Here is a 24,814-nt window from a genome sequence, read left to right on the forward strand (position 1 = left end):
ATGCCATTCCGAAACGGTCCCATCGGCCTGATCTTCCATGCGGTTTTCATCCTGTTCATCCTGGCGCCCATCGTCATGGTGTGCGCGGTGGCGTTCACCTCCGAGGGGTTCATATCGCTGCCGACGGGCGGGCTGTCGCTGCGCTGGTTTCGCGCCATCCTGGACAACCCGCGTTTCATCGAGGCGTTCTGGTTCAGCTTGGGGCTGGGCACCTTGTCGGCCACGCTGGCGATCGCACTGGCAGTGCCCAGCGCGCTGGCCCTGGCCCGCAACCGCTTCCGCGGCCGTGAGGCGCTGGTCGCGTTCTTCCTGTCGCCGCTGATGATTCCGCATGTGGTGCTGGGCCTGGCCTTCCTGAAGTTCTTCACGACGGTGGACCTGGCCGGCACCTACGTGGGCCTGGTGATCGCGCACGTCATCCTGGTCATGCCGTACGCGCTGCGCCTGGTGCTGGCGTCGGCCACCGGCATCGACCCGGCGCTGGAGCGTGCCGCGCAGTCGCTGGGCGCCTCGAACTGGACGGCGTTTCGCCGCGTGGTGCTGCCGCTGCTGCTGCCCGGGGTGGTGAGCGGCTGGGTCATCGCCTTCATCACCAGTTTCGACGAACTGACGATGTCCATCTTCATCGCCTCGCCGTCCACGACCACCCTGCCGGTACGCATCTTCCTGCATATCGAAGACACCATCGACCCGCTGGTGACCGCCGTGTCGGCCGTGCTCATTTATGTAACGATCATCGCCATCTTCATCCTGGACCGCGTGGTCGGCCTGGAAAAGCTGTTTGTAGGAAAGGGACGCTAATGACGGACGAGAAAGAACTGGCGCCCCGCGCGCCCGTGCATCGCGGCATCTACGACGCCGCGGTGATCGGCGGCGGGCTGGTGGGCTCCGCGATTGCCTACGGCTTGCGGCGCGAACTGGACCATGTCGCGGTGCTGGACGAAGGCGATGTGGCGTATCGCGCGTCGCGCGGCAACTTCGGACTGGTGTGGGTGCAGAGCAAGGGCATGGGCCTGCCGCGCTACGGCGTGTGGACGATGACGTCGGCCTCGGGCTGGCCCCGGCTTGCCGCGCAGCTGCTGGAGGAAACCGGCGTGGACGTGCATCTGGAGCAGCGTGGTGGCCTGCATGCGCTCTTGAGCGATGAAGAGATGGAGGCCCGCGCCACGTTCATGCGGACCCTGCTGGCGCAGCCCGGCATGGCGCAATACGACTGGAAGCTGCTGGATCGCGCGGAAGTCGCGGACCTGGTGCCCGGCATCGGGCCCGAGGTGCGGGGCGCGACGTGGACGCCGGTGGACGGCATTGCCAATCCGCTGAAGCTGTTGCGCGCACTGCACATGAGTTTTGCACAGCGGGTTGTGGATTACCTGCCGCGTCGCCCGGCGCTCAGTATCAAGCAGCGGGACGGCGTGTTCGATATCGGCACGCCTGCCGGCACCGTGCGTGCGCGCAAGGTCGTGCTGGCCTCGGGCCTGTCGAACAAGGACCTGGGCGCGCAGGTGGGCCTGGATGTGCCGGTACGCCCGCAGCGCGGCCAGATCGTGGTGTTGGAACGCACGCGGCGCATGCTGGAGACGCCGTTGTCCACCCTTCGCCAAACCGATGAGGGCACGTGGCTGATCGGCGACTCGCAAGAGGAAGCGGGCTATGTGGACAACCTGGTGGGCCTGCCCATCCTGGGCACGCTGGCCGACCGCGCCGTGCGCACCCTGCCCGCCTTGCGGGAGGTCCGGGTGGTGCGTAGCTGGGCGGCGCTGCGCGTGATGTCCAAGGACGGTTTTCCGATCTATCAGCAATCCGAAACGTGCCCCGGCGCCTTCGTCGCCACCTGTCACAGCGGCGTGACGCTGGCCGCCGCGCACGCCCTCAATCTGGCGCCCATGATCGTGGCCGGCAAGCTTGCCGACGACATGGCGCCCTTCTCGACCCGGAGGTTCCATGTTCAAGAGGCTTGACGAGGCGCAGCGCCAGACGCAAGGCGCGCCGGTGCGCGTGACGGTCAACGGGGCCGAACTGCAATGCCGGCAGGGCGACAGCGTGGCGGCGGCGCTGTTTGCCGGCGGGGTATCGGCCTGTCGCGATACGGCCGTGAACGAGGTGCCGCGCGGGCCCTATTGCATGATGGGCGTGTGCTACGACTGCCTGGTCACTATCGACGGACAGGCAAACCAGCAGGGCTGCATGACGGCCGTGCGCGAAGGCATGAAGATCGAGCGCCAGCTGGGCGCGCGCAAGGTGCAGGCATGATCGATACGACGCAATGCGATTTGCTGGTGGTGGGCGCAGGCCCGGCCGGATTGGCGGCGGCGACGCTGGCCGCCGGCCTGGGCGTTGACACGGTGCTGCTGGATGAACAGCCGGCGCCGGGCGGACAGATCTATCGGGCCATCACCACTACGCCCGTGACCGACCGCGGCATCCTGGGCGAAGACTATTGGCATGGCGCATCGCTGGTCGCGCCCTTCCTGCAGTCCGGCGCGCGCTATGTGCCGGGCGCCACCGTCTGGGCCGTGGCGGAACATACGGCGCCGCATCCGGAGAAGGGCTTCGAGGTGGCATATTCAGTGGCGGGCGAGGCGCGCATCGTGCACGCGCGCCGGCTGCTGCTGGCCACGGGCGCCCAGGAACGTCCCTTCCCCATCCCGGGCTGGACGCTGCCCGGCGTCATCACGGCGGGCGCGGCGCAGATCCTGCTGAAGTCCGCGGGCGTGGTGCCGGCGGACCGGACCGTGCTGGCCGGCAGCGGCCCGCTGCTGTATCTGGTGGCCTGGCAATACCTGAACGCCGGCGTGAAGATCGACGCGTTGCTGGAGACCACGCCGCCAGGACGCATGGGCCAGGCGCTGTCCAAGGTTTGGGGTTTCCTGCGGTCGCCCTATCTGGGTAAAGGGCTGAAGCTGCTGCGCGCCGTCAAGGCCGCCGTGCCCATCGTCAAGGGCGTCACGTCGCTGGAAGCGCTGGGCGACGACAAGCTGCAAAGTGTGCGCTACACCGCCGGCGGCGTCACCAAGACGCTGCCCGCCGATCAGCTGATGCTGCACCAGGGCGTGGTGCCCAACGTGAACCTGTCGCGCGCGGTGGGCGTGGAACACCGCTGGAACGACGCGCTGGACTGTTGGGAGCCGCAGGTCGACGCATGGGGCCTGACATCCGTCGACGGCATCGGCATGGCAGGCGACGGCGCCGGCATCGCGGGCGCATTGGCGGCGGAGCACCGCGGGCGGCTGGCCGCGTTGCAGGCGGCGCATCTGCTGGGCCGCATCGATGCCCGCAAACGCGACAGCGAGGCCGTGGCGCCGCGCGACGCCTTGGCCCGTGCCGTGAGGGGCCGCGAGTTCTTCGACGCGCTCTACAAGGCGCCTGACGCCTTCCGGCGCCCCACCGGCGACACCATCGTCTGCCGTTGCGAGGAAGTCACGGCCGCGCAAGTGCGCGAGACGGTCAAACTGGGTTGCATGGGGCCGAACCAGATGAAGGCTTTCCTGCGTTGCGGCATGGGGCCCTGCCAGGGCCGCTTCTGCGGGCTGACCGTGGCAGAGATCATCGCCGAAGAGCGCGGCGTGCCGACGCAGGAAGTTGGCTATTACCGGCTGCGCTTTCCGACCAAGCCGCTGACCTTGGGAGAGCTTGCGTCGCTGCCGCAGACCGACGATTCGCGTCAAGCCGTCGTCCGCCTGAAAAAGTGACGCCATGACCGGTGCAACGCGGTCGGCAGAGGTCATCATTATCGGCGGGGGGCTGCATGGCAGCTCGGCGGCGCTGCACCTGGCGCGCGCCGGGGTCCGCGCCCTGGTGATCGAAAAGAACTATGTGGGGCGGCACGCCTCCGGCGTGAATGCGGGCGGCGTGCGCACCCTGGCGCGGCATCTGGCCGAGGTGCCGCTGGCCTTGGCCTCGCGCGAACTCTGGTACCGCATCGGCGATCTGGTCGATGATGATTGCGGCTTCGAGCAGCATGGGCAGGTACGGGTGGCGGAGAACGCCGCGGATGCCGATACCCTGCGACAGCGCCTGCAGACGATGACCGGCCATGGCTACACGCACGAGCAGTGGATCAGCCCCGAGGACTTGCTGGACATGATCCCGGCGCTGGCGCCTACCATCCATGGCGGGCTGATTGCGCGCGAGGACGCGGCAGCCGACCCGTATCGCACGACGCTGGCGTTCCGCCTGAAGGCCGCCAGCCTGGGTGCGCGTTTCCTGGAGGGCGTCCGGGTGGACGGCGTTACGCGTGCCGACGGCCAGTGGCGCGTGGACACGGATGCCGGCGTGTACACCGCGCCGCAGGTGCTGAATTGCGCGGGCGCATGGGCCGACCGCATCGCCGCGCAGTGGGGCGAGCCGGTGCCGCTTGCCGCCATCAGTCCGATGATGCTGGTGACGCTGCGCATGGACCATTTCCTGGACCCGGTGGTGCTGGGCACCGGGCGCGCGCTATCGTTCAAGCAGCGCACGAACGGCACGGTGCTGATCGGCGGCGGGCGCCGTGCCTGGGTGGACCGCGACGCGGAATGGACCGAACTGGATTTCCGTTCGTTGGCTGAAGGCGCCCGCACGGTCTGTGACCTGTTCCCGCACATGCGGGACGCGGTGGTGAACCGGGGCTGGGCGGGCATCGAGGCGGCCATGCCGGACGAGATCCCGGTAATCGGGCGCAGCAGCCGCCACGAGACTGCCTTTCACGCATTCGGCTTTTCGGCGCACGGCTTCGAGCTGGGGCCGATCGTCGGCCGCATCATGGCCGACTTGATGACCACCGGCGCGACGGACATGCCGATCGCGCCGTTCCGGATTGAGCGTTTCTCGGATGCCGCACTGGCGTCCCCCCCATCGGAAAAGGAGCAAGACGAATGAACGACGATATCGTGCGCAAGGAGACCAACCAGCGCTTAAGCCGCATCGTGATCCACGGAGACACGGTGTATGTGGCGGGCGTGACGTCGTCGGCGGCCGGCGGCATCGCCGCGCAGACCCGCGACGCGTTGGCGAAGATCGATGGCTATCTGGCCCAGGCGGGCACGGACAAGTCGCGGCTGTTGTCGGTGCAGATCTGGCTGGCGGACATCGACCGCGACTTCGCCGGCATGAACGGCGTGTGGGCCGAATGGGCGCTGCCCGATGCGATGCCCACCCGCGCCACCTGCGAGGCCAAGCTGGCCGCGCCGGAGCTGCTGGTGGAGATCATCGTGACGGCCGCGAAGCGGCCGGCGTATGTCAGCGGGCCGGTGTCTGAAAGCTGACCTGGCCCGGGCGGCCCGGCAGGTTCAAGGTGGCGGTGGCGGGCGGCGTGGTCGCGATCACGTTGCCGGCGCGCAGCACCATCAGGCGGGTGGCGCGCAGGCGTAGCGCTTCGACCGGATCGCGCGCTTGCAGCAGCACCAGGTCGGCGCGCTTGCCGACCGCGATGCCCGTGTCGTCCAGCCCCAGGATCTTCGCGGGCGTGGTCGTCACGGCTTCGAAACAGGCGCGCATGGCGTCCTGGCCCGTCATCTGGGCCACGTGCAGGCCCATGTGCGCCACTTCCAGCATGTCGCCGGAGCCCAGGCTGTACCAGGGGTCCATCACGCAGTCATGGCCGAACGCCACCGGCACGCCAGCGGCCAGCAGTTCCGGCACGCGCGTCATGCCGCGACGCTTCGGATAGGTGTCGTGGCGGCCCTGGAGCGTGATGTTGATCAGCGGGTTGGCGATGGCCGCGACGCCGGCCTCGCGTATCAGCGGGATCAGCTTGGACACGTAGTAGTTGTCCATGGAGTGCATGGACGTCAGGTGCGAACCCGTGACGCGGCCGTGCAGGCCCAGGCGCTGCGTGTGAAAGGCCAGTGTTTCGATGTGGCGTGACAACGGGTCGTCGCTTTCGTCGCAGTGCATGTCCACGCGCAGGCCGCGTTCGGCGGCCAGTTCGCACAGGATGCGCACGGATTCCGCACCGTCCTGCATGGTGCGTTCAAAGTGCGGAATGCCGCCCACCACATCCACGCCCATGTCGAGCGCCCGCTTCAGGTTGTCCAGCGCGCCGGGCGCGCGCAGCACGCCATCCTGCGGGAAGGCCACCAGTTGCAGGTCCAGATAGGGTTTGACCTTCTCGCGCACGTGCAGCAGCGCTTCGGTGGCCAGCAGACGCGGATCGCAGACGTCGACGTGCGAGCGGATGGCCAGCAGGCCGCGCGCCACCGCCCAGTCACAATACGCCAGCGCGCGTTCCACCAGCGCTTCCTGCGTCAACAGCGGCTTGAGTTCGCCCCACAGCGCGATACCTTCCAGCAGCGTGCCCGACTGGTTCACGCGCGGCAGGCCGAACGACAGGGTCGAGTCCATGTGGAAGTGCGCGTCCACGAAGGGCGACGACACCAGCTGGCCGGCCGCGTCCACGGTCTGCGCAGCCTCAGCCTTCAGGGCCGGCTCCAGCGCGACGATGCGGCAATTGGCGATGCCAATGTCGATGTTCTGGCGGCCATCGGGCAGCGAGCAGTGTCTAAAAATCAAGTCGAGCATGCGATTTCCTTGCGGAAGGTTTTCAGTGGTTCATGGTACTGCGAGCCCCGTCGTCGCATCACTCAGGCGCGGCCCCAATCGGGGTCGCACGGATCCGGCTTTGCCGGTCCGTAGCGACGCCCCCTTGAGGGGGGAGCGCGCAGCGCTTCGGGGGTGGGTCACCCCCCTCTATCTCTCACCCTTGCGGTAGGGCTTCATCAGGGCCTGCGGGTAGGCGGCGCGTCGCGCCATCACCACCAGGGCCAGGATGGACAGGATGTAGGGCAGCATCAGGTAGACCTGATACGGCAGTTCAGGCAGGCCGGGCAAGGCGGCCCCGCCCTGTTGCAGGCGCAGTTGCAGCGCGTCGAAGAAGGCGAAAATCAGCGCGCCCAGCAGCGCCTTGCCGGGCCGCCACGAGGCGAACACGACAAGCGCCACGCACACCCAGCCACGGCCGTTGACCATGTTGAAAAAGAACGCGTTGAACGCTGCCAGCGTCAGGAAGCTGCCGGCTACACCCATCAGCGCGGAGCCCGCGACAATGGCGCCCATGCGCAGGCGCGTGACGGACAGGCCCTGCCCTTCGGCTGCCGCCGGGTTTTCGCCCACCATGCGGATCGCCAGGCCGACCGGGGTTCGGTTCAGCACCCAGGCAAGGATCGGCACCGCGGCCAGCGCGATCAGCGTCATGGGCGTCTGCCCCGCCAGCACCGGCCCGATCAGCGGAATGCCGTCCAGGAATTTCATTTCGGCAAACGGCGTGATGGTGGGCGGCGTGTTCACGCTGGGGAAGGTCACGCGGTAGGCGAAGTAGCTGAGGCTGGTGGCCAGCAAGGTCACCCCCAGGCCCGAGACGTGTTGCGACAGCCCCAGCGGCACCGTCAGCACCGCATGCAGCAGGCCGAACACCGCGCCTGCCAACGCGGCCGCCAGCACGCCCACGTACAGCGGCGCGCCCAGGTAGACGACAAGCCATCCCGTGAAGGCCCCGGCGGCCATGATGCCTTCGATGCCCAGGTTCAGGACGCCGGCGCGTTCGCACAGCAAGACGCCCAGGGTGCCCAGGATCAACGGCGTCGCCAGGCGCAGCACGGCAACCCAGAAGGCCTGGGAACTGATCAGATCCATCCATTCCATGTCGTGCTCCTCAAGCCCGGTTGCGGCGCAGGCGGTACTGCGCAAATAGCGTCGCGACCAGCATGGCAAGCAACGAGGTGGCGACGATGACGTCGGCGATGTAGTTCGGCACCGAGATGGCGCGGCTCATGCTGTCCGCTCCCACCAGCATGCCGGCCACGAAAATGCTGGCCAGGATCACGCCCAGCGGGTGCAGGCCGGCCAGCATGGCGACGACGACGCCCGTGTAGCCGTAGCCCGGCGACATGTCCAGCGTGACGTAGCCCGTGCGGCCCGCCACTTCGATGGCGCCGGCAAGGCCTGCCAGCGCCCCCGACAGCATGGCGGTGCCCAGCATCACGCGGTTCACCGGCAGGCCCAGGAAGCGCGAGGCGTGGGCGTTGGCGCCCACGGCGCGCATCTGGAAGCCGAACACGGTGTAGCGGTTCAAGAGCCACAGGCCGAGCGCCAGCCCGGCCGCCCACAAAAGGCCGGTGTGGGCGCGCGTGCGTTCGATCAGCTTGCCCAGTTCCAGGTCGCCGTTGAGCGCCACGGATTGCGGCCAGCCCATCGCCATCGGGTCCTTCATCGGGCCGTCCAGCATCATGGACACGAACAGCAGCACGATGAAGTTGCCCAGCAGCGTGGTGACGACTTCGTCTACGCCCAGCCGTGTCTTAAGCAAGGCCGGGATCAGCAGCAGCAAGGCGCCGGCCAGCGCCGCCGCCAACATCATGCCGCCGAACAGCACGGGCACCGGCAGGTCGAAGCCGGTGCCGTCATGCAGGCCGCCGATGGCGACGGCCGCCAGCGCCCCAAGATACAGCTGGCCTTCGGCGCCGATGTTGTAGAAGCGGGCGCGGAACGCCACGGCACAGGCCAGGCCCGTCAACATCAGCGGGGTGGCGCGGGTCAGCGTTTCGGACAGGGCGAAGCGCGAGCCGAACGCGCCTTCGAACAGCAGCGCGTAGGTGCGGCCCACGGGGGCGCCGGCCCAGGCCACCAGCAAGGTGCAGACCGCCAGCGTAAAGAGGATGGCCGCGATGGGGGCCAAGGCCAGCGCCAGACGGCTGGGCTCGGGGCGACGTTCCAGGATCAATTTCATGCGAGTGATGCTCAATAGAGGGGGCGTCGGCAAACGGCGGCGCGCGCCGTCATGCGCGGGTGCCCGTCATGGCCAGGCCGACGGTGGCGGGCGTCCAGTCGGCCACCGGCTTGACGGCCACCAGCTTGCCGCCGCACAGCACGGCGATGCGGTCGGCCAGGGCGAAGATTTCTTCCAGGTCTTCGGACACCAGCAGCACGCCGGCGCCGCGCGCGCGGGCGGCCAGCAACTGCTCGCGCACATAGGCGACGGCGCCGATGTCCAGGCCCCAGGTGGGCTGGTCGGCCACGATGAAGCGCGGTTCGCGCGCCAAGGTGCGGCCCAGGATCAGCTTTTGCATATTGCCGCCGGATAGGCTGCGCGTGCGCACGTCCAGCGAGGCCGCGCGCACGTCGAACTGCTTGGCCAGCGCCGCCGCATACGCCTTGCCCGCGCGGGCGCGGATCAGGCCGTAGCGCGCGAAGCGCTTGTCCTTCAGGTCTTCGACGATGGCGTTTTCCCAAAGCGGGCTGTCGCCGATCATGCCTTCGCCGTGGCGGTCTTCCGGAATGCGGCCGACTCGGGCGGCGGTCCAGCCGGCGGGCGTAGTGGGCGCGGCGGCATGTTCGGCGCCCAGCCGGATCGTGCCATCGGAGGGCTGGCGCAAGCCGGTCAGGACCGACACCAGCGCCTGCTGGCCGTTGCCGGCCACACCGGCGACCGCCACGATCTCGTGCTTGTGGACGACAAGGTCCAGGCTGTCCAGGCGCGGCGCGCCGTCGCGGCCGTCGCGCACGGTGACCTGCGACAGGGTCACGACGGGCGCGGCCTGTTCGGCGGCGGCCACCGCTTCGGCGCGCGGCATGACGACTTTGCGGCCGACCATCAATTCCGCCAGTTCGGCGGGGCTGGTGCCCGCTGTGTCGCGTTCGGCTACCAGCTTGCCCTGACGCAGCACCGCCACGCGGCGCGACACGGCCATCACTTCGTCCAGCTTGTGCGAAATGAAGATCACGGCCAGGCCGTCGTCGACGAAGCCGCGCAGGGTCGCGAACAGGTCCTGCACTTCCTGCGGCGTGAGCACCGCGGTGGGCTCGTCCAGGATCAGCACGCGCGCGCCGCGGTATAGCGCCTTCAGGATCTCGACGCGCTGCTTCTCGCCGACGGAAAGCGCGCCCACGCGCGCATCCGGATCCACGGCCAGCCCGAAGCGCTTGCCAAGTTCCACCAGGCGGCGGCGCGCCTTGCCGCGACCGGACGCCAGCTTCCACAGCGACTCGGTGCCGACCATGATGTTGTCCAGCACGGTCAGGTTGTCGGCCAGGGTGAAGTGCTGATGCACCATCCCCACGCCCGCCGCCAGCGCGGCGTCGGGCCGGCCGGGCGGCAGGGGCTTGCCGAAGACGTCGATACTGCCGGCGTCGGCCACATAGTGGCCGAACAGGATCGACACCAGGGTCGATTTGCCGGCGCCGTTCTCGCCCAGCAGGGCCAAGACTTCGCCTTGCGCGAGCGTCAGCGAGACATCGTCATTGGCCGTCAGGCTGCCGAAGCGCTTGGTGATCCCCGTCAGTTGCAGGGCGAGAGGCGCTTGGTTCATCGTGCCGAGGACTTGGGTTCTTTGTCGACGACCTTCACCGTGAAGCTGCCGTCCAGGATGGCCTTTTGCTTGGCCTGCACGCGAGCGATCAGCTCGGCCGGAATCTTCGATTCAAAGGTGCCCAGCGGCGCCAGCGACGACCCCTTGTGCTTCATCAGCGAATACTGGCCGTAGTCGTCGGCCTTGAACGTGCCGGCCTTCACTTGCTTGAGCGCTTCGTCGATCGTGGGCTCCATGCTCCACAGGGCCGACGCCACGACGGTTTCCGGGTACTGCGGCTGCGTGTCGATCACGTTGCCGATGGCCAGCTTGCCGCGTTCCTTGGCCGCGTCCGATACGCCGAAACGTTCGGCGTACAGCACGTCCGCACCCTTGTCGATCATGGCGAAGGCCGCTTCCTTGGCCTTCGGGGGATCGAACCACGAACCGATGAAGGTCACGGTGAATTCGGCCTTCGGGTTCACTTCCTTGGCGCCTTCGATGAAGGCTTGCATCAGGCGGTTCACTTCGGGGATGGGGTAGCCGCCGACCAGGCCGATCTTGCCGGTCTTGCTCATGCCGCCGGCGATCATGCCGGTCAGGTAGGCGGGTTCCTGGATGTAGTTGTCGAACACCGAGAAGTTGGGTTGCTGCGGCTTGCCCGAAGATCCCATCAGGAAGGCGGTCTGCGGATAGTCCTTGGCCACCTTGCGGGCCGCGGCTTCCACCGCGAAGGCTTCACCCACCACCAGCTTGTTGCCCTGCTCGGCGTACTGGCGCATGACGCGCTCGTAGTCGGCGTTGGTGACGTTTTCCGAGAAGGTGTATTCGATCTCGCCACGGTCGCGGGCGGCCGTCAGCGCCTTGTGGATGCGCGACACCCATTGCTGTTCGACCGGCACCGTATAGATGGCGGCGACGCGGGTCTTGGCCGGGGCCTGGGCTTGCGCCGCGCCCGAGAACAGCAAGGCGCCAGCGGCGGCAGCGGCCGCCAGCTTGAGCAGGCCGCGGCGGGCGATGCCGCCGGCGGACGGGGTGGACAGGGATTTCATGCGGGAGACTCCTTCGCGGGGATGGAAAGGGGGAACCGTTGGGGCGACGATGCGGAGGCCTGGCTGCGGCCGCCGGCGGGCAGGGTCGGCGCAAGCGGACGAAAACGTAGGCGTGAGATCAGTCATGGGGATGGGGGCGCCGGGGGCGCGTCCCATCCGAATGGTCGGTGCGCAGCCAGTCCAGGCGAAGCAAGTTGTATGCCATGAGGCATTCCTGCGACAAGTCGGGGAAACCTGATGGACGGGCAGGATTATAGGCACCCCGGCGGGGAAACGTGGCACCAAGATGGTGCGCCGTGTCCCACGGGATGGACGTGCCGCGCATGAAACGCCGTGTTGCGGTGCATGAAGCGCCGGCAATGCGTCCGATGGGCCGCGGCGCGCCTAAAATCCCGCGATAAGCTGCGCTCCGCGCGGCAAGCTGGAAGGTCCATGCAAGACATTCAATTGCTGCTCGAGCAGTACGGCGGGTGGCTGGTGTTCGCGAACGTGCTCGTTGAACAGGCGGGCCTGCCCGTGCCCGCCTATCCCATGCTGATCGCGGCGGGCGCCCTGGGCGGCGCGGCGGGATGGCTGACGCCGTGGCTGGCCGCCACCGTGGCCTGCCTCCTGGCCGACTCCCTCTGGTATCTCGCCGGCCGCCGGTACGGCGCGCGCTTGCTGGGCGTGATCTGCAAGATGTCCTTGTCGCAGGATTCCTGCATCCGCCAGACGCAACGCCTGTACCTGCGCATCGGCGTGCGGGCGCTGCTGGTGTGCAAGTTCCTGCCCGGCGCGGGCGCGCTGTCCACCGTCATGGCGGGGCTGACGGGCACCGCCTACCGTCGCTTCCTGCTCTATGACCTGGTGGGCGCCATGATCTGGGCGGGTTCCGCCTTGCTGCTGGGCGGCTTGTTCCACAGCGTGGTCAACGACGTGCTGGAAATCCTGGGCACCTACGGCGCCATGGGCCTGGGCGTGCTGGCGGCGGTGCTGGCGCTGTATATCCTCACGCGTTTCCTGCGCCGCCGGATCCTGCTGCGCAGCCTGCGCGTCATCCCCCGCGTGTCCGTCGACGAACTGATGCAATGGCGCCAGGACGGCCGCAACACGGTGGTCTTCGACGTGCGTCCCGAAGCGCAGCGCGATGCCGAACGCATCCCGGGCGCCATCGCCGTGGACCTGAAGGCGCCGCTGCCGGCGCTGGATCCGGGCGCGCTGGAGTCCGACATCGTGGTCTATTGCGCCTGCCCCAACGAAGTATCGGCCGCGCTGCTGGCCTCGCGCCTGCGCGCGGCGGGCTATCCCAAGACCTGGGCGCTACGCGGCGGCTACGAAGCCTGGGCGGAGCACAACCACGCGGTCTGAGCCGGCCGCACGGCCGGTGCGCCCCTGTCCGGCGCGTGGGCAGCAGGCGCTTGCAGGATGCGCTGGCCGCCGCGCCAAGCGCATAATTCCGTATCAGCCCGCGAAACAGGCGGGCAGCGACAGGAGAGACAAATGCGGTTGTTGTTCTTGGGTGCCGGCGGCACCGGCGGTTATTTCGGCGGACGCGCCGCCCAGGCGGGCGCGGACGTGACCTTCCTGGTGCGCGAACCGCGCGCGGCTCGGATTCGCGAACAGGGCTTGCGCATCCAAAGCCCGTTCGGCGACGCCACGCTGCATCCCAAGCTGGCCACGCAACAGACCCTGCAAGGCCAGTACGACGTGGTCGTGCTCAGCTGCAAGGCCTATGACCTGGCCAGCGCCATCGACGCTATCCGTCCCGCGGTCGGCCCCGATACGGCGGTGTTGCCCATCATGAACGGCGTGCTGCAATACGACGTGCTGGACCGCGAATTCGAGCCGCACCGCGTCTTGGGCGGGCTGTGCCAGATCAACGCCACGCTCGGCCCCGAGGGCGAAGTGGTGCACCTGGGCAAGCATGCCAGCATAGTCTTCGGCGAACGCGCGGGCCCGGCCCGCAGTGAACGCTGCGTGGCGCTGGAGCAAGCGCTGGCCGGCGGCGAATACGTCAGTCGCCTGAGCGAGGACATTCACCAGGACATCTGGGAAAAGTACGTCATGCTGACGACGTTGGCCGCCGGCACCTGCCTGATGCGTGGCGCGATCGGGCAGATCGCCTCCACTGACGACGGCATCGACATCCTGAAAAGCCTGCTGCAGGAATCGCAGGCCGTGGCGGCCGCGTCCGGCCATGCGGTCCGCCCTGAAGCCGATGCTTTCGCGCAAAAGCTGATGAGCGACCGCACGCAACCCATGACGGCGTCCATGTTCCGCGACTTGCGCCAGGGTTTGCCGGTCGAGGCTGACCATATCGTGGGCGACATGGTGCGCCGCGCCCGCACGTTGGGCGTGGATGCGACCTATCTGCGGGTAGCGTACTCGCACCTGCAGGTCTATCAGGCGCAGCGCAACGCGGGTTGAATCCGTCAGATTGATGCATGAATTGCAAAAAACTCTTCCCGTTTACTGGGTTTTTTGTTCGGATTCGACCGAATAGTATGGATTTGCCTGAACCGGGGCGCGTTGCGGTGCGTCGTGCGCCGCCCTCCCCGATTCTTCCTCCCCAAGGAGCAAGACCATGAAAATCGCATTGATCGGAATCACCGGCCGCGTGGGATCACGCGTGGCGGACGAATTGTTGAAGCGCGGCCACCAGGTGACGGGCATCGCCCGCAATCCGGCCGACGTGAACGCCCAGCCCGGCCTGACCATCCAGCAGGGCGACGCCACCGATCCCGAAGCCCTGACGCCGTTGTTGACCGGCCACGACGCCGTCATCAGCGCCACGCGATTTGTCTCGACCGACGCGCGGCCGTTGTTGGCCGCCGTGAAGAACGCCGGCGTGCCGCGTCTGCTGGTCGTGGGCGGTGCGGGCAGCCTGTTGGTGGCGCCCGGCAAACTGCTGATCGACACCCCGGAATTCCCCGACGCCTACAAGCCCGAGGCCCGCGCCGGCGTCGTATTCCTGGACACGCTGCGCCAGGAAAAGGTGCTGAACTGGACCTTCCTGTCGCCGTCCGCGCTATTCGAGCCGGGCGAGCGCACGGGCACGTTCCGCGTGGGCGATGACCACCTCCTGGCCGACGACGAAGGCAAGAGCTGGATCTCGATGGAAGACTACGCGATCGCGCTGGCTGATGAGATCGAGACGCCCAAGCATTCGCGCCGGCGCTTCACCGTCGGGTATTGATCCGCGCGCCAGGCAAGGAACAGGGAGCCCGTCAAGGGCTCCTTTTTTCATTGTGCGGCAGGGTCGGAACCCGTGCTTTTATTTGTAAACTGGCAGGCCGCCAGCCGGCGTCATCCTGAGTTGTCCTGTATGCGTATGAAGTTGAAATCGTTGGCCGCCTGTGCGCTGGTCGCCTCCCTCTGCCTGGCGGCGTCGCCAGCGCTTGCGGCTGCGCCCCAGTCGAACAAGGAGATCGTCACGACGTTCTTCCGGATGATGTTCCAGGACCGCGAGATCGACGAGGCGGTACGCCTGTACGTCAGCCCGAACTACGTGCAGCACAACCCCTACATGCGCGACGGCGTCGGGCCGATGGTGGATTTCTTCCCGCCCTATTTCGATCAGCATCCGCAAGCCATCGTCGAGATCAAGCGCGTGATCGCCGAAGGCGACCTGGTGATGATCCACAACCAGTGGCGCGACTCGCCGGAAGACCGTGGCCAGGCGGTTGTGGATATCTTCCGTGTGGATAAGGGCAAGATCGTCGAGCATTGGGACGTCAGCCAGGAAATCCCCGAAAACCCCGCCAATCAGAACGGCATGTTCTAAGCCCCTGCCATGTCCAACATCCAAGCCGTCGACCTGCCTCGCTCCTACCTGCTGCTGAACCACGGGCCTACGGTGCTGGTGACCAGCGCCCACGGCGACGCGCGCAACGTCATGGCGGCCGCCTGGGCGATGCCGTTGGACTTCAACCCGGCCAAGATGCTGGTAGTGGTGGACAAGAACACCTACACGCGCGAACTGATCGAAGCGTCGGGGGAATTCGCGCTGTGCATCCCGTCGCGCGCGCAAGCCGCCGCCACGTTGAAAGTGGGTTCGGAATCGGGGCGCGGCGAAGACAAGTTCCAGGCCAGCGGCCTGTCGACGTTTCCCGCCAGCAAGATCGGCGCGCCGCTGGTGGCCGGTTGCCTGGGCTGGCTGGAATGCAAGGTGGTGCCCGAACTGCACAATCAACAGGCTTATGATCTGTTCATCGGCGAGGTCGTCGCCGCATGGGCGGCGCCGGACGTGTTTTCGGACAACCGCTGGCACTTCCCGCAAGACGACCGGCGTTCGGTGCACTACCTGGCCGGCGGCTCGTTTTTTGCCACCGGCGAAGCCTTCAACGTTTCAGAACCGGAGTAGCCCTTATGCGCAGCGTGTATCTCGCGGGTTTCGACGTATTCCTGCCCGATGCCGTGGCGCATGGACAGCGGCTCAAGGCGCTGTGCGCCACCTACGGCTTCGACGGTCTGTTCCCGCTGGACAACACGGCGACCAAGGACCTGACGGGCCCCGCGCTGGCGCAGTGGATCTACCGCGAGAACGTCGCGCTGATCCGGCGCGCCGACATGGTGATGGCCAACCTGAACGCCTTCCGTGGCGCAGAACCCGATTCGGGCACGGCTTTTGAGGTGGGCTACGCCATCGCCTGCGGCAAGCCGGTGTGGGGCTATACCGGCCAGGCCGGCTCGCTGGTCGACCAGGTGGCGGTGGGGGCGGCGGCAGACGATGGCATGTCGCGCATGGTGGATGCCGAGGGCTACACGGTCGAAGACTTCGGCCTGAACCTGAACCTGATGCTGGCATGCAGCGCCCGCATCGTGGTGGGCAAGGCATCGGACTGCCTGGCCCGCATGGCCGAAGACGCCAACCGCTGATCGCCGGCTACCCGCCGCGGGTGGCTGGGGGCGGGTTGTCCGCGCGGATTGCAGGCCGCCGAGTTCCGGCTCAGGCCGTCGTTTTCCGGCGCGTGGCCTTCTTGGCCGGGGCCGCGGCTTTACCGGTTTTCGGGGCGCTTGCCTTCTTGCGCGGCGCGGCGCCGCCCGGCGTCGCCAGATACCCCATCACCGCATCCACCACCGCCTGTTCAAGCTGCCCGGGGGAGAACCCCGCCGGCGGTTCCAGCGCCGCCGCATGCACCAGCGATTCCATGATGCGCAGCACCACATAGGTCGCCAGGTCGCGGTCCTGTTGCGCGATCTCGGCGCGGTGCAGCTCCAGCAGATGCCGCATGCGACGATGGATGTCCTGGTCGGCCAGGCTGTGTTCGCGCGGCGTGTCGAACAATGGGAACTCGCGTTCCAGCACGCGGTGCAGCGCGGGCTCCAGCAGGTGCGCGTGCAGCATCGCCTGGACGATGGCGGCCACGCGCTCTTGAAGCGTGGCGGCGGGGTTGCTGTTCAACACGTTGTCGATGACATCCAGCATCTGGTTGTCGTGGCGCTGATGCAGGGCGGCGATCAGCGCGTTCTTGTTCGGAAAGTACTGGTACAGCGATCCGACGCTGACGCCTGCGGTTTCGGCGATCAGGTTGGTGTTGGTGCCCGCATAGCCGTTCGTGGCCAAAACGCGAGCTGTCGCCTGCAGAATCGTGTCGACGGTGTGCTGCGACCGAAGTTGGCGCGGCGATTTTCGGGGCTGGGGAATGTCGGTCATGGATGCGGGGAAAGGCGAGTATCAAACCTGAGCTTCGGCTCATAAAATTTGCAGCAGGCAATCCGATTTGTCACCCGCAAGCGCGGATTATGCCATCGGCGAATTCTCCGCGATGGTTTCGGATTGTCATGACCCTTTCAAGGATTTTTCATGTCGAACGTTTCGACGGCTGGGGCTATGCCCGCGGCCCGTGGACCCGTGCGCTCGGTTTTTGCGCAATTGCTGCCTTTGGTCCTGGCGGTGTTCATCGGATTTTTCATGGTCGGCCTGCCGATGCCGGTATTGCCGCTGTATGTGAACGGCACGCTGGGGATGGGTGCGCTGGTGGTGGGCGTGGTGGCGGGCCTGCAGTTCGCTGCCGCGCTGTTGTCGCGGGCCTACTCCGGCGCGCTGGTCGATCGCCGGGGCGCCAAGCGCGCGGTGGTGACGGGCTTCATGCTGGGCGCGGCGGCGGGTTTGCTCTATGTGCTGGCCGAGGCGTTGTCCGCGCGGCCGCAGGCGGCGCTCTCCGCGTTGCTGGCCGGCCGCGCGCTGATGGGATGCGCGGAAAGCCTGATCGCCACGGGCGCGCTCGCCTGGGGCGTGGGCCGCGTGGGGCCGCAGAACGCGGGCCGCGTGATGGCGTGGGTGGGCGTCGCGATCTACGGCGCGTACGCGCTGGGCGCGCCTGCCGGGATGCGGCTGTATGACGCCGCGGGTTTCGCGGGCATCGCTTGGGCGACGGTCCTGATTCCGCTGGCGGCGTTGGCGGTGGTGCTGCCCCAGGGCGGCGTGGCGGCCGTGGGCGGCGTGCGCACGCCCTTCTACCGCGTGCTGGGCCTGGTGCTGCTGCCCGGTATGGGCCTGGCGTTGACCAGCGTGGGCTTTGGCGTGATCACCGCGTTCGTCAGCCTGTTCTTCGCGGAGCGCGGTTGGGACGGCGCGGCGTGGATGTTCAGCGCGTTCGGGGTGGGCTTTATCCTGGCCCGGGTGTTCTTCGCGGGACTGCCGGACAAGCTGGGCGGCGCGCGCGTGGCGCTCGTGTGCGTGGTGATCGAGGCCGTGGGCCAGTGGCTCATCTGGTCGGGCGCGACGCCGATGTGGGCGTATGGCGGCGCGTTGCTGACCGGGGCGGGCTATTCGCTGGCGTTCCCCGCTTTTGGCGTGGAGGCTGTGCGGCGCGTGCCGGCGGCAAGCCGCGGCGCGGCCATGGGGGCGTATGTGGCGTTTTTGGACGTGGCCCTGGGCATCAGCGGCCCGGCGGCGGGATGGCTGGCGGCCGGGCAAGGATATGGCGCGGTGTACCTGATGGGCGGGACGTGCGCGCTGGCCGCGGTGCTGGTGGCCTTGGCGTTGAGGCGCCCGGCGCGGCCGTGACGCGTCAAGGCGGCGGGCCGGGGCGTTGCCTGTAGGGTGTTGATCGGGGCCGAGGCCCCGGGCCCGCTTGCGTATCGGGGCTGTGGTGCGCCACAGCCCCGATGCGTCCCGCCGGCATCAGACGGTGGCGGCCATTTCCAGGACTTCGTCGTCGGCGGTTTCGGCTTGGCCGTCCTTGAGCTTTTGCAGATGGTCGGCCAGTTCGGCGATGGTCAGCGCCACCAGGCCGTGCTGGGCGGCGTAGCGCTCAAGCGAGGCGCCGCGCATCATGGTGCCGTCGGCGTTCATCAGTTCGCACAGCACGCCGGCCGGGCGCAGGCCGGCCAGCACGGCCAGGTCCACCGAGCCTTCGGTGTGGCCGCGGCGGGTCAGCACGCCGCCGGGCTGGGCGCGCAGCGGGAACACGTGGCCGGGGCTGACGATGTCTTCGCTTTGGGCCGAAGGCGAGATGGCGGCGCGGATGGTGGTGACGCGGTCGACGGCGGATACGCCGGTGCTGACGCCTTCGCGCGCTTCGATGGAAACGGTGAAGGCGGTGGCGAAGCGGCTCTGGTTGCGCTGGACCATCGGGGGGAGTTCCAGGCGGTCGAGGGTTTCGCCGGGCAGGCACAGGCAGACGATGCCGCTGCCGTCGCGGATCAGCTGGGCCATGACGGGCACGGTCAGCTTGTCCGCGGCGACGATCAGGTCGGCCTCGTTTTCACGGTCGAAGTCGTCCATGAGGATGACGGGGCGGCCCAGGCGCAGATGATGCAGGGCGCGCTGCAGGCGGGCGGCGAAAGGCTGTGAAGCCAGGCTGGGAAGGGACTGCTGGGTATTGAGGGTGGACATTGAAACGCTCTCGCAGGTGAAGGGGGCGAAAAACGTTTCAGGGCTAATCGACAGCCGAACGCAATACGGTCGTCCGGGCGCAGGTGCGCCCGGGCAATCGGGAATGTGCCGGCACATCTTCTCTCATCCGGACTATGACCGTCGGCTCTGGCATTTCACCAGATCTGCTGACCCCGATGTCCGTGAAGGACGCCGGGCGCTCGCGGGCTCGCCACATTGCATGGCATACCGCCGGTGGGGAATTGCACCCCGCCCTGAAGACGTACTGCATGTCGTGTTAACGACTTGTCGAATTGTACGCCTGTCTGATTTTTGATGCGGAATATGCTTATTGCGGGTGGGGGGCGAAGCGCGAGTGGGTTCTTGAGACGCCTGGCGCGGGGGCGGCCCGGGGTGTGCGGGTCAACGATTGCGGTCCGGAGCCTGCGCTCCGGACTGCCCCTGCGTCATCCTCGTTGCCGCCTGCGGCGGCTGCCTTCGGATTCCCTTGGGCGCATCGACTCCCCGCACACCCCGGGCCGCCCCCACGCCAGGCTCTGGTTTCGACACTTCACCGCCTCAGGGGCGGGTGGTGTGCTTGGCATTTTTCTGCCGGGCGGTTTGGAGATGGAGGATCTTGTGGGGTCGCCAAAAAGGGCCGCGCGGGCGGCCCTTTTTGGCATTGGGGTGTCTTGCGGGTGTGGGGGCGCCGCGCGCGGTTGGGGGCGCGGCGGCTGGAGGTTGGGCTGTCTTACTTTGCTGTGGCGGGTGTTTTTGCCGCGGTTGCCGAATCGGCGGATTCGGCCGCTTCCACGACGCTTTCCGTTGCGGGCGTTTCTGCTTTCTTCTTTTTCTTTTTCGGCAGTGCCAGCATCGTGCCGCGGCACGGAGGAGTGCCGCACAGGCAGCGGTAGCCTTCCTTCAGCGCCTTGGTGATGCGGCCGTCCAGGACCAGGCCGTAGTCGTACGACAGTTCGGTGCCGCGCGGCAGGTCGCGCAGGGCGACGATGTAGACGCGCTTGCCGTGCTTGCCTTCCTGGGCCTCGCAGTTGGGCTCACAGGAATGGTTGATCCAGCGGGCGTCGTTGCCGCAGTCGCCGCCGTCGATCACGCGGCCGGAGCTGAGCGCGAAGAAGAAGGTGTGGAAGGGATCGTCCGGGTTGGTCGGGTGGCGGCGGTCGGCTTCCTTGGCGCTGATGCGCGCGCCGCCGTATTCGATGATGCGCGTGCCCGCAGGGATCTTGCGGGCGGCGAAGACGCCGTTGCCGTGCAGCTTGGAGCGGCGGACGACATGCCAGGGCTTGATCGGGGTGTCTTCGGTGGTCATGGAGGCGTGGGTAGGCGGTGAGACGAAACAGAATTATATCGACGCGTCTTTGACAGAACGACAGGCGTATAGTTAGCGCGCCTTGTCCTTACTTGATATTCATCATGATCGTCCGTCCGCGTCCCTCTGCGCTGGCCTTGTTCTTTATTTTGCGCGGCTCCATCATCCCGCGCATTTTCAGCCGGATCCTCGTGATCTCGCTACTGTCCTGCGTGGTGGTGTGGATGTACCACCGCCAGCTGTTTTCGCCGGCGCACCTGACGGCGGTGCCGTTCTCGCTCTTCGGCCTGGCGCTGTCGGTCTTCATGGGCTTTCGCAACAACGTCTGCTATGACCGCTGGTGGGAAGCCCGCAAGCAGTGGGGCGACCTGATTGTGCAGGCGCGCAGCCTGGCGCGCGAAAGCGCGGTGCTGCTGGCGGCCAGCACGGCCAACCCGGTCCAGGAACGGCTGGTGCGGCGCTGCATCGGTTTCGGGTACGGGCTGGCGGCGCGCTTGCGCGGGCAGGACATGGTGGAAGCCGTGCGCCCCTGGGTGCAGCAAGACGAGCTGGATACGCTGGCCGGTTGCCGCAATGTGCCGGACGCCCTGCTCATGGCGATCAACCGCGATCTGGCGTCCTGTCTGCGGCGTGGCGAACTCACCGATATCCTGTATCAAGGGCTGACCCAGCGCGTGGCGCAGTGCGCCGCCATCCAGGCCGCCTGCGAACGCATCAAGTTCACGCCCTGTCCGTTCGCCTATTCGCTGCTGCTGCATCGCACGGCGTGGCTGTTCTGCCTGCTGCTGCCGTTCGGGCTGGTGGGCACGCTGGAATACCTGACCCCGGTGGCGGTCATCATCATCGCCTACACCTTCTTCGGGCTGGACGCGCTGGGCGACGAGCTGGAAGACCCCTTCGGCCTGGAAGAAAACGACCTGCCGCTGTCGGCGCTGGCCCGCGTAATCGAAATCGACCTGCTGGAAGGCCTGGGCGTGCGTCCGCTGCCGGAGGCGGCCCAACCGGTGGGGTTCGTGCTGCGATAGGGATGATGCGCGGGAACAGGCGCCAGGCCGGCCAGGCCCTGGCGCAGCCGCATCATCCGGCCGGCCCCATCAGCGGCAGCATGGTTTCCTTCAGGCGGCGCAGCACGAAGCAGGATTTGCTGTGGCGGATGCCGGGGATGCGGTAGAGCTGTTCGCGCAGCAGGCGTTCGTAGTCGCGGGTGTCGCGCACGGCGATGCGGATGTAGTAGTCGTAGTCGCCCGACACCAGAAAGGCCTCCAGTACCTCGGGGATGGCCGCCAGCGCGCGGCCGAACTCGTACAGCGTTTCCTCGCTGTGGCTCTCCAGCGTGACGTGCACGATCACCGTGTCCATGAAGCCCAGGCTGGCCGGATCGATGTCCACGGTATAGCCGCGGATCACCCCGGCGCTTTCCATGCGCTTGATGCGGTTCCAGCACGGCGTGGACGACAGGCCGACTGCGGCGCCGATGTCGTTCAGGCTGGCGCGCGCGTTCTCTTGCAGCACCTTCAGAATGGCCAGGTCAAACTTGTCCAGGTTCATTTTCTTTGATTCCTCAAAATCGAAGATAAATTTACTCCGTCTGGCCGGTAAACGTGGAAAAGAAGATAAAAATTCTTCCAGGCTACGAATAAGATAGATAGCATGAACGATCGCCTGCACCCCACCGCCGCCGCCGCGCTTGCCGCCACTGAACCCGCCGTTTCGAATGGCGCGAAGATTCTGCTCGATACGCTGATTGCGCACGGCGTCGACACCGTGTTCGGCTACCCCGGGGGGGCGGTCCTGCCGCTGTACGACGCGCTGTATGCCGAGCCGCGCCTGCGCCATGTGCTGGTGCGCCACGAACAGGCGGCCGTGCATGCCGCCGAAGGGTACGCCCGCAGCACCGGCCGCACCGGCGTCGTGTTCGTGACCTCCGGCCCGGGCATGGCCAACACCACGTCGGGCTTGCTGGACGCCATGTGCGATTCGATCCCGGTGCTGTGCGTCAGCGGACAGGTCTCCACGGCGGCCATCGGCACCGATGCTTTCCAGGAATGCGACGCCATCGGCATTTCGCGTTCCGTGACCAAGTGGAATACCCAGATCCGCGCCGTGGACGACGTGGCCAATGTGGTGTCCCGGGCGTTCGAGCTGACCCGTCAGGGCCGTCCCGGCCCCGTGCTGGTGGACTTTCCAAAAGACGTGCAGTTGGCCGTGCCGCGCGATGCGGACGACGACGTGCCCGGCCTGCCCTCGCAGCAAAAGCTGGCCGCGCTGCGTGCGCGCCGCCAGTCGGGCAAGCTGGCGCCTAAGTTGCCGCAGTCGGCCGTGCGCCGCGCCGCCGCGCTGATCGCGCAGGCCAAGCGCCCCATCTTCTACGGCGGCGGCGGGCTGGTGAATGCCGGCCCCGACGCTTGCGAAGCGTTCGCCGACCTGGTCCGCCATACCGGCGCGCCCTGCACCCTGACGCTGATGGGCCTGGGCGCCTTCCCCGCGTCCAGCCCGCAGTTCGTGGGCATGCTGGGCATGCACGGTACGGTCGAGGCCAACCTGGCCATGCACAACGCCGACCTCGTCGTCTGCATCGGCGCCCGTTTTGACGACCGCATCACCGGCAAGATCTCGGAATTCTGCCCGCATGCGCGCAAGATCCATATCGACATCGACCCGGCGTCGATCAACAAGGTGGTGCGGGTGGACGTGGCGCTGGTGGGCGACTGCCTGCCGCTGGTGCGGGCGCTGCGCGCCGAATTGGGCGATGAACCGATGGACGCGGCGCGCCTGGCGCCGTGGTTCAGGCGCATCGACACGTGGCGCCGTCAGGATTGCCTGGGCTTCACGCCTGCGGCCGACGCGATCCTGCCGCAGCATCTGATGGCCAGCCTGAACGCGGCGTTGGCCGACCGCGACGCCATCGTCTCCACCGACGTGGGCCAGCACCAGATGTGGGCCGCGCAGTACCTGCGTTTCGACAAGCCGAACCGCTGGCTGACCTCGGGCGGCGCCGGCACCATGGGGTATGGCGTGCCGGCCGCCATCGGCGCGCAGGTGGCGCATCCCGACAAGACGGTGGTCTGCGTGAGCGGCGACGCGTCGGTGTTGATGAACATCCAGGAACTGTCTACGGCCATGCAGCACCAGACGCCCGTGAAGGTCGTGCTGTGCAACAACGGCTACATGGGCATGGTGCGCCAGTGGCAGGAACTGATCCACGGCGGCCGCTACAGCCACAGCTACAACGCGTCGCTGCCCGATTTCGTGGCGCTGGCGCGGGCCTTCGGCTGGGGCGCGGCGCGGGTGGACGACCCGGCCAAGCTGGAGGCCGCACTGGCCGAATGCCTGGCGCATGACGGCCCCTACTTCCTGGACGTGGCGGTGTCGGCGCAGGAAAACTGCTTCCCGATGATGCCCGCGGGCCATGGCCATCAGAAGATGATGCTGGCCGAAGGCGTCTGGTATCAGGACGAGACGACCTGATTCTTGTGGGCGGTGATGGGGGGCGCGTGGCCAGTCCTTCAGGTTGCGGGACGGGTCGCGGCCGCGCGAAACCCATCGCGCAAGCCGTGGGCCCTCTTAAAACTGAATCGACAGCCCGCCGTCCACCACCAGCACGTGCCCGTTCACATAAGACGCGGCCGGGGATGCCAGGAACACGGCCGCGCCGGCGATTTCTTCCGGTTCGCCCCAACGCCCCGTCGGGTTGCGGGCCGCGATGCGTGGGCCGACCTTGGGGTCCGCCACCATCTCCGCATTGGTTTCGGTCGCGAAGGTGCCGGGCGCGATCGCGTTGCTGGTGATGTGGTGGCCGCCGAATTCCGCGGCCAGGGCGCGCACCATGCCGGTCAGACCCTGCTTGGCCGCCGGATACACGGCGTCGCCCGCGCGCGCCAGCTCGCCCACCACCGACGTGATGGCGATCAGCCGGCCGCCGCCTTGGCGCACCATGCGTTCGGCCGCGAACTTGGCCAGCAGCATGCCGGCGACCAGATCCGTGTCGATCAGCTCGCGGATTTCAGCGGGGCTGGTGTCGCGCAAGGTCTTGCGGTTGCGGGCGCCCACGTTGTTCACCAGCACGTCCAGGCGCCCGTGCTCGTCGTCGATGCGCTGGAATGCGCGCGCCATGTCGGCGTCGTCGCTGACATCGAACGGCAAGGGATGCGCGTCCAGGCCGGCGGCCGTCAGGTCGGCCACGGCGGCATCCACGGCCGCGGCGTTGCGCCCGTTGATCAGCACGCGCGCGCCACAGCCCGCCAGCGCCCGCGCAATGCAAAAGCCCAGTCCGCGCGCGGATCCGGTGACCAGCGCAACCTGCCCGGTCAGGTCGAAGTTGCGCAGATAAGGTAGTGTCTTCACGTCAATTCTCCATCGCCCTGCGCTGCCCAAA

The 24,814-nt window shown here is 67.6% G+C and carries 25 protein-coding genes and 1 riboswitch; of the genes, 15 read left to right on the forward strand and 10 right to left on the reverse strand.

What is annotated here, in order from left to right:
* Genes HG262_RS06390 through HG262_RS06415 form a run of 6 tightly spaced genes read left to right on the forward strand, consistent with a single transcriptional unit; the run spans position 1 to position 5,243 of the window.
* Positions 1 to 801 carry an ABC transporter permease gene (locus tag HG262_RS06390; protein ID WP_169270213.1) on the forward strand — a complete coding sequence of 267 codons (801 nt, stop codon included), beginning with the start codon at positions 1 to 3 and terminating at the stop codon, positions 799 to 801.
* Positions 801 to 1,958, forward strand: a complete 1,158-nt coding sequence (locus HG262_RS06395) for an FAD-dependent oxidoreductase (protein ID WP_169270214.1) — start codon at positions 801 to 803, stop codon at positions 1,956 to 1,958. The genes HG262_RS06390 and HG262_RS06395 overlap by 1 nt, the downstream gene beginning before the upstream one ends.
* Positions 1,942 to 2,250, forward strand: coding sequence for a (2Fe-2S)-binding protein (locus HG262_RS06400; RefSeq protein ID WP_006227750.1), 309 nt, complete (start codon positions 1,942 to 1,944; stop codon positions 2,248 to 2,250). Before HG262_RS06395 ends, HG262_RS06400 begins: the two co-directional genes overlap by 17 nt.
* Positions 2,247 to 3,689 carry an NAD(P)/FAD-dependent oxidoreductase gene (locus HG262_RS06405; RefSeq protein WP_169270215.1) on the forward strand — a complete coding sequence of 481 codons (1,443 nt, stop codon included), beginning with the start codon at positions 2,247 to 2,249 and terminating at the stop codon, positions 3,687 to 3,689. Before HG262_RS06400 ends, HG262_RS06405 begins: the two co-directional genes overlap by 4 nt.
* Before the next feature lie 4 nt (positions 3,690 to 3,693).
* Positions 3,694 to 4,857: an FAD-dependent oxidoreductase gene (locus HG262_RS06410; protein WP_169270216.1), complete on the forward strand. Its 1,164-nt coding sequence runs from the start codon at positions 3,694 to 3,696 to the stop codon at positions 4,855 to 4,857.
* Positions 4,854 to 5,243: a RidA family protein gene (locus HG262_RS06415; RefSeq protein WP_169270217.1), complete on the forward strand. Its 390-nt coding sequence runs from the start codon at positions 4,854 to 4,856 to the stop codon at positions 5,241 to 5,243. Before HG262_RS06410 ends, HG262_RS06415 begins: the two co-directional genes overlap by 4 nt.
* On the opposite strand, the gene HG262_RS06420 is transcribed toward HG262_RS06415, so the two are convergent.
* From HG262_RS06420 to HG262_RS06440, 5 genes are all read right to left on the reverse strand, one after another.
* Positions 5,218 to 6,498 (reverse strand): amidohydrolase family protein, encoded by a 1,281-nt coding sequence (locus HG262_RS06420; RefSeq protein WP_169270218.1) that lies wholly within the window; start codon positions 6,496 to 6,498, stop codon positions 5,218 to 5,220. The two genes, HG262_RS06415 and HG262_RS06420, sit on opposite strands and share 26 nt — an antisense overlap.
* A 168-nt stretch (positions 6,499 to 6,666) precedes the next feature.
* Positions 6,667 to 7,617 carry an ABC transporter permease gene (locus HG262_RS06425; RefSeq protein WP_169270219.1) on the reverse strand — a complete coding sequence of 317 codons (951 nt, stop codon included), beginning with the start codon at positions 7,615 to 7,617 and terminating at the stop codon, positions 6,667 to 6,669.
* 10 nt (positions 7,618 to 7,627) lie between these two features.
* The gene (locus HG262_RS06430; RefSeq protein WP_169270220.1) at positions 7,628 to 8,701 is read right to left on the reverse strand and encodes an ABC transporter permease; all 1,074 of its coding nucleotides are present in this window, start codon (positions 8,699 to 8,701) and stop codon (positions 7,628 to 7,630) included.
* A 49-nt stretch (positions 8,702 to 8,750) separates the two neighbouring features.
* Positions 8,751 to 10,280, reverse strand: coding sequence for an ABC transporter ATP-binding protein (locus HG262_RS06435; protein WP_169270221.1), 1,530 nt, complete (start codon positions 10,278 to 10,280; stop codon positions 8,751 to 8,753).
* Positions 10,277 to 11,311: a BMP family protein gene (locus HG262_RS06440; RefSeq protein WP_169270222.1), complete on the reverse strand. Its 1,035-nt coding sequence runs from the start codon at positions 11,309 to 11,311 to the stop codon at positions 10,277 to 10,279. Before HG262_RS06440 ends, HG262_RS06435 begins: the two co-directional genes overlap by 4 nt.
* A 432-nt stretch (positions 11,312 to 11,743) precedes the next feature.
* On the opposite strand from HG262_RS06440, the gene HG262_RS06445 reads away from it, so the two are divergent.
* From HG262_RS06445 to HG262_RS06470, 6 genes are all read left to right on the forward strand, one after another.
* The gene (locus HG262_RS06445; protein ID WP_169270223.1) at positions 11,744 to 12,658 is read left to right on the forward strand and encodes a DedA family protein/thiosulfate sulfurtransferase GlpE; all 915 of its coding nucleotides are present in this window, start codon (positions 11,744 to 11,746) and stop codon (positions 12,656 to 12,658) included.
* 132 nt (positions 12,659 to 12,790) lie between these two features.
* Positions 12,791 to 13,717: a 2-dehydropantoate 2-reductase gene (gene panE, locus HG262_RS06450; protein WP_169270224.1), complete on the forward strand. Its 927-nt coding sequence runs from the start codon at positions 12,791 to 12,793 to the stop codon at positions 13,715 to 13,717.
* Between the two features lie 157 nt (positions 13,718 to 13,874).
* A complete protein-coding gene (locus tag HG262_RS06455; protein WP_169270225.1) occupies positions 13,875 to 14,486 on the forward strand; it encodes an NAD(P)-dependent oxidoreductase in 612 nt (203 codons plus the stop codon).
* 129 nt (positions 14,487 to 14,615) lie between these two features.
* The gene (locus HG262_RS06460) at positions 14,616 to 15,074 is read left to right on the forward strand and encodes a nuclear transport factor 2 family protein (RefSeq protein WP_169270226.1); all 459 of its coding nucleotides are present in this window, start codon (positions 14,616 to 14,618) and stop codon (positions 15,072 to 15,074) included.
* Between the two features lie 9 nt (positions 15,075 to 15,083).
* Complete coding sequence (locus HG262_RS06465; protein WP_169270227.1) at positions 15,084 to 15,653, forward strand: flavin reductase family protein; 570 nt, start codon at positions 15,084 to 15,086, stop codon at positions 15,651 to 15,653.
* A 5-nt stretch (positions 15,654 to 15,658) separates the two neighbouring features.
* Positions 15,659 to 16,168: a nucleoside 2-deoxyribosyltransferase gene (locus HG262_RS06470; protein ID WP_169270228.1), complete on the forward strand. Its 510-nt coding sequence runs from the start codon at positions 15,659 to 15,661 to the stop codon at positions 16,166 to 16,168.
* Positions 16,169 to 16,238: 70 nt separating this feature from the next.
* Here HG262_RS06470 and HG262_RS06475 read toward each other — a convergent pair whose 3' ends face one another.
* Positions 16,239 to 16,946 carry a TetR/AcrR family transcriptional regulator gene (locus HG262_RS06475; protein WP_248293254.1) on the reverse strand — a complete coding sequence of 236 codons (708 nt, stop codon included), beginning with the start codon at positions 16,944 to 16,946 and terminating at the stop codon, positions 16,239 to 16,241.
* A gap of 150 nt (positions 16,947 to 17,096) precedes the next feature.
* Here HG262_RS06475 and HG262_RS06480 point away from each other — a divergent pair, with 150 nt between their 5' ends.
* On the forward strand, positions 17,097 to 18,302 hold the full coding sequence (locus HG262_RS06480) for an MFS transporter (protein ID WP_169270229.1): 1,206 nt from the start codon (positions 17,097 to 17,099) through the stop codon (positions 18,300 to 18,302).
* 117 nt (positions 18,303 to 18,419) lie between these two features.
* Here the strand turns inward: HG262_RS06480 and ribB are convergent, their stop codons facing one another.
* Both ribB and HG262_RS06490 read right to left on the reverse strand, forming a co-directional pair.
* A complete protein-coding gene (ribB, locus tag HG262_RS06485) occupies positions 18,420 to 19,133 on the reverse strand; it encodes a 3,4-dihydroxy-2-butanone-4-phosphate synthase (RefSeq protein WP_169270230.1) in 714 nt (237 codons plus the stop codon).
* A gap of 111 nt (positions 19,134 to 19,244) precedes the next feature.
* Positions 19,245 to 19,399: riboswitch (FMN riboswitch) on the reverse strand.
* A gap of 464 nt (positions 19,400 to 19,863) precedes the next feature.
* Positions 19,864 to 20,439 carry an SET domain-containing protein-lysine N-methyltransferase gene (locus HG262_RS06490; RefSeq protein ID WP_169270231.1) on the reverse strand — a complete coding sequence of 192 codons (576 nt, stop codon included), beginning with the start codon at positions 20,437 to 20,439 and terminating at the stop codon, positions 19,864 to 19,866.
* Between the two features lie 104 nt (positions 20,440 to 20,543).
* Here HG262_RS06490 and HG262_RS06495 point away from each other — a divergent pair, with 104 nt between their 5' ends.
* A complete protein-coding gene (locus HG262_RS06495; protein WP_169270232.1) occupies positions 20,544 to 21,464 on the forward strand; it encodes a bestrophin family ion channel in 921 nt (306 codons plus the stop codon).
* A 52-nt stretch (positions 21,465 to 21,516) separates the two neighbouring features.
* On the opposite strand, the gene HG262_RS06500 is transcribed toward HG262_RS06495, so the two are convergent.
* Entirely contained in the window at positions 21,517 to 21,987 is a 471-nt protein-coding gene (locus HG262_RS06500; protein WP_105559432.1) for an Lrp/AsnC family transcriptional regulator, read from the reverse strand.
* A gap of 93 nt (positions 21,988 to 22,080) precedes the next feature.
* On the opposite strand from HG262_RS06500, the gene ilvB reads away from it, so the two are divergent.
* Positions 22,081 to 23,907: a biosynthetic-type acetolactate synthase large subunit gene (gene ilvB / locus HG262_RS06505; RefSeq protein WP_348984368.1), complete on the forward strand. Its 1,827-nt coding sequence runs from the start codon at positions 22,081 to 22,083 to the stop codon at positions 23,905 to 23,907.
* A gap of 96 nt (positions 23,908 to 24,003) precedes the next feature.
* Here ilvB and HG262_RS06510 read toward each other — a convergent pair whose 3' ends face one another.
* Entirely contained in the window at positions 24,004 to 24,783 is a 780-nt protein-coding gene (locus HG262_RS06510) for an SDR family oxidoreductase (protein WP_169270234.1), read from the reverse strand.
* Positions 24,784 to 24,814 lie beyond the last annotated feature (31 nt).

Source organism: Achromobacter sp. Bel (assembly GCF_012928505.1).
Lineage (GTDB): Bacteria > Pseudomonadota > Gammaproteobacteria > Burkholderiales > Burkholderiaceae_B > Achromobacter.

Coding starts and splice junctions, on each gene's coding strand:
- HG262_RS06390 (WP_169270213.1), top strand. CDS start 1: ATGCCATTCCGAAACGGTCCCATCGGCCTGATCTTCCATGCGGTTTTC.
- HG262_RS06395 (WP_169270214.1), top strand. CDS start 801: ATGACGGACGAGAAAGAACTGGCGCCCCGCGCGCCCGTGCATCGCGGC.
- HG262_RS06400 (WP_006227750.1), top strand. CDS start 1,942: ATGTTCAAGAGGCTTGACGAGGCGCAGCGCCAGACGCAAGGCGCGCCG.
- HG262_RS06405 (WP_169270215.1), top strand. CDS start 2,247: ATGATCGATACGACGCAATGCGATTTGCTGGTGGTGGGCGCAGGCCCG.
- HG262_RS06410 (WP_169270216.1), top strand. CDS start 3,694: ATGACCGGTGCAACGCGGTCGGCAGAGGTCATCATTATCGGCGGGGGG.
- HG262_RS06415 (WP_169270217.1), top strand. CDS start 4,854: ATGAACGACGATATCGTGCGCAAGGAGACCAACCAGCGCTTAAGCCGC.
- HG262_RS06420 (WP_169270218.1), bottom strand. CDS start 6,498: ATGCTCGACTTGATTTTTAGACACTGCTCGCTGCCCGATGGCCGCCAG.
- HG262_RS06425 (WP_169270219.1), bottom strand. CDS start 7,617: ATGGAATGGATGGATCTGATCAGTTCCCAGGCCTTCTGGGTTGCCGTG.
- HG262_RS06430 (WP_169270220.1), bottom strand. CDS start 8,701: ATGAAATTGATCCTGGAACGTCGCCCCGAGCCCAGCCGTCTGGCGCTG.
- HG262_RS06435 (WP_169270221.1), bottom strand. CDS start 10,280: ATGAACCAAGCGCCTCTCGCCCTGCAACTGACGGGGATCACCAAGCGC.
- HG262_RS06440 (WP_169270222.1), bottom strand. CDS start 11,311: ATGAAATCCCTGTCCACCCCGTCCGCCGGCGGCATCGCCCGCCGCGGC.
- HG262_RS06445 (WP_169270223.1), top strand. CDS start 11,744: ATGCAAGACATTCAATTGCTGCTCGAGCAGTACGGCGGGTGGCTGGTG.
- panE (WP_169270224.1), top strand. CDS start 12,791: ATGCGGTTGTTGTTCTTGGGTGCCGGCGGCACCGGCGGTTATTTCGGC.
- HG262_RS06455 (WP_169270225.1), top strand. CDS start 13,875: ATGAAAATCGCATTGATCGGAATCACCGGCCGCGTGGGATCACGCGTG.
- HG262_RS06460 (WP_169270226.1), top strand. CDS start 14,616: ATGCGTATGAAGTTGAAATCGTTGGCCGCCTGTGCGCTGGTCGCCTCC.
- HG262_RS06465 (WP_169270227.1), top strand. CDS start 15,084: ATGTCCAACATCCAAGCCGTCGACCTGCCTCGCTCCTACCTGCTGCTG.
- HG262_RS06470 (WP_169270228.1), top strand. CDS start 15,659: ATGCGCAGCGTGTATCTCGCGGGTTTCGACGTATTCCTGCCCGATGCC.
- HG262_RS06475 (WP_248293254.1), bottom strand. CDS start 16,946: ATGACCGACATTCCCCAGCCCCGAAAATCGCCGCGCCAACTTCGGTCG.
- HG262_RS06480 (WP_169270229.1), top strand. CDS start 17,097: ATGTCGAACGTTTCGACGGCTGGGGCTATGCCCGCGGCCCGTGGACCC.
- ribB (WP_169270230.1), bottom strand. CDS start 19,133: ATGTCCACCCTCAATACCCAGCAGTCCCTTCCCAGCCTGGCTTCACAG.
- HG262_RS06490 (WP_169270231.1), bottom strand. CDS start 20,439: ATGACCACCGAAGACACCCCGATCAAGCCCTGGCATGTCGTCCGCCGC.
- HG262_RS06495 (WP_169270232.1), top strand. CDS start 20,544: ATGATCGTCCGTCCGCGTCCCTCTGCGCTGGCCTTGTTCTTTATTTTG.
- HG262_RS06500 (WP_105559432.1), bottom strand. CDS start 21,987: ATGAACCTGGACAAGTTTGACCTGGCCATTCTGAAGGTGCTGCAAGAG.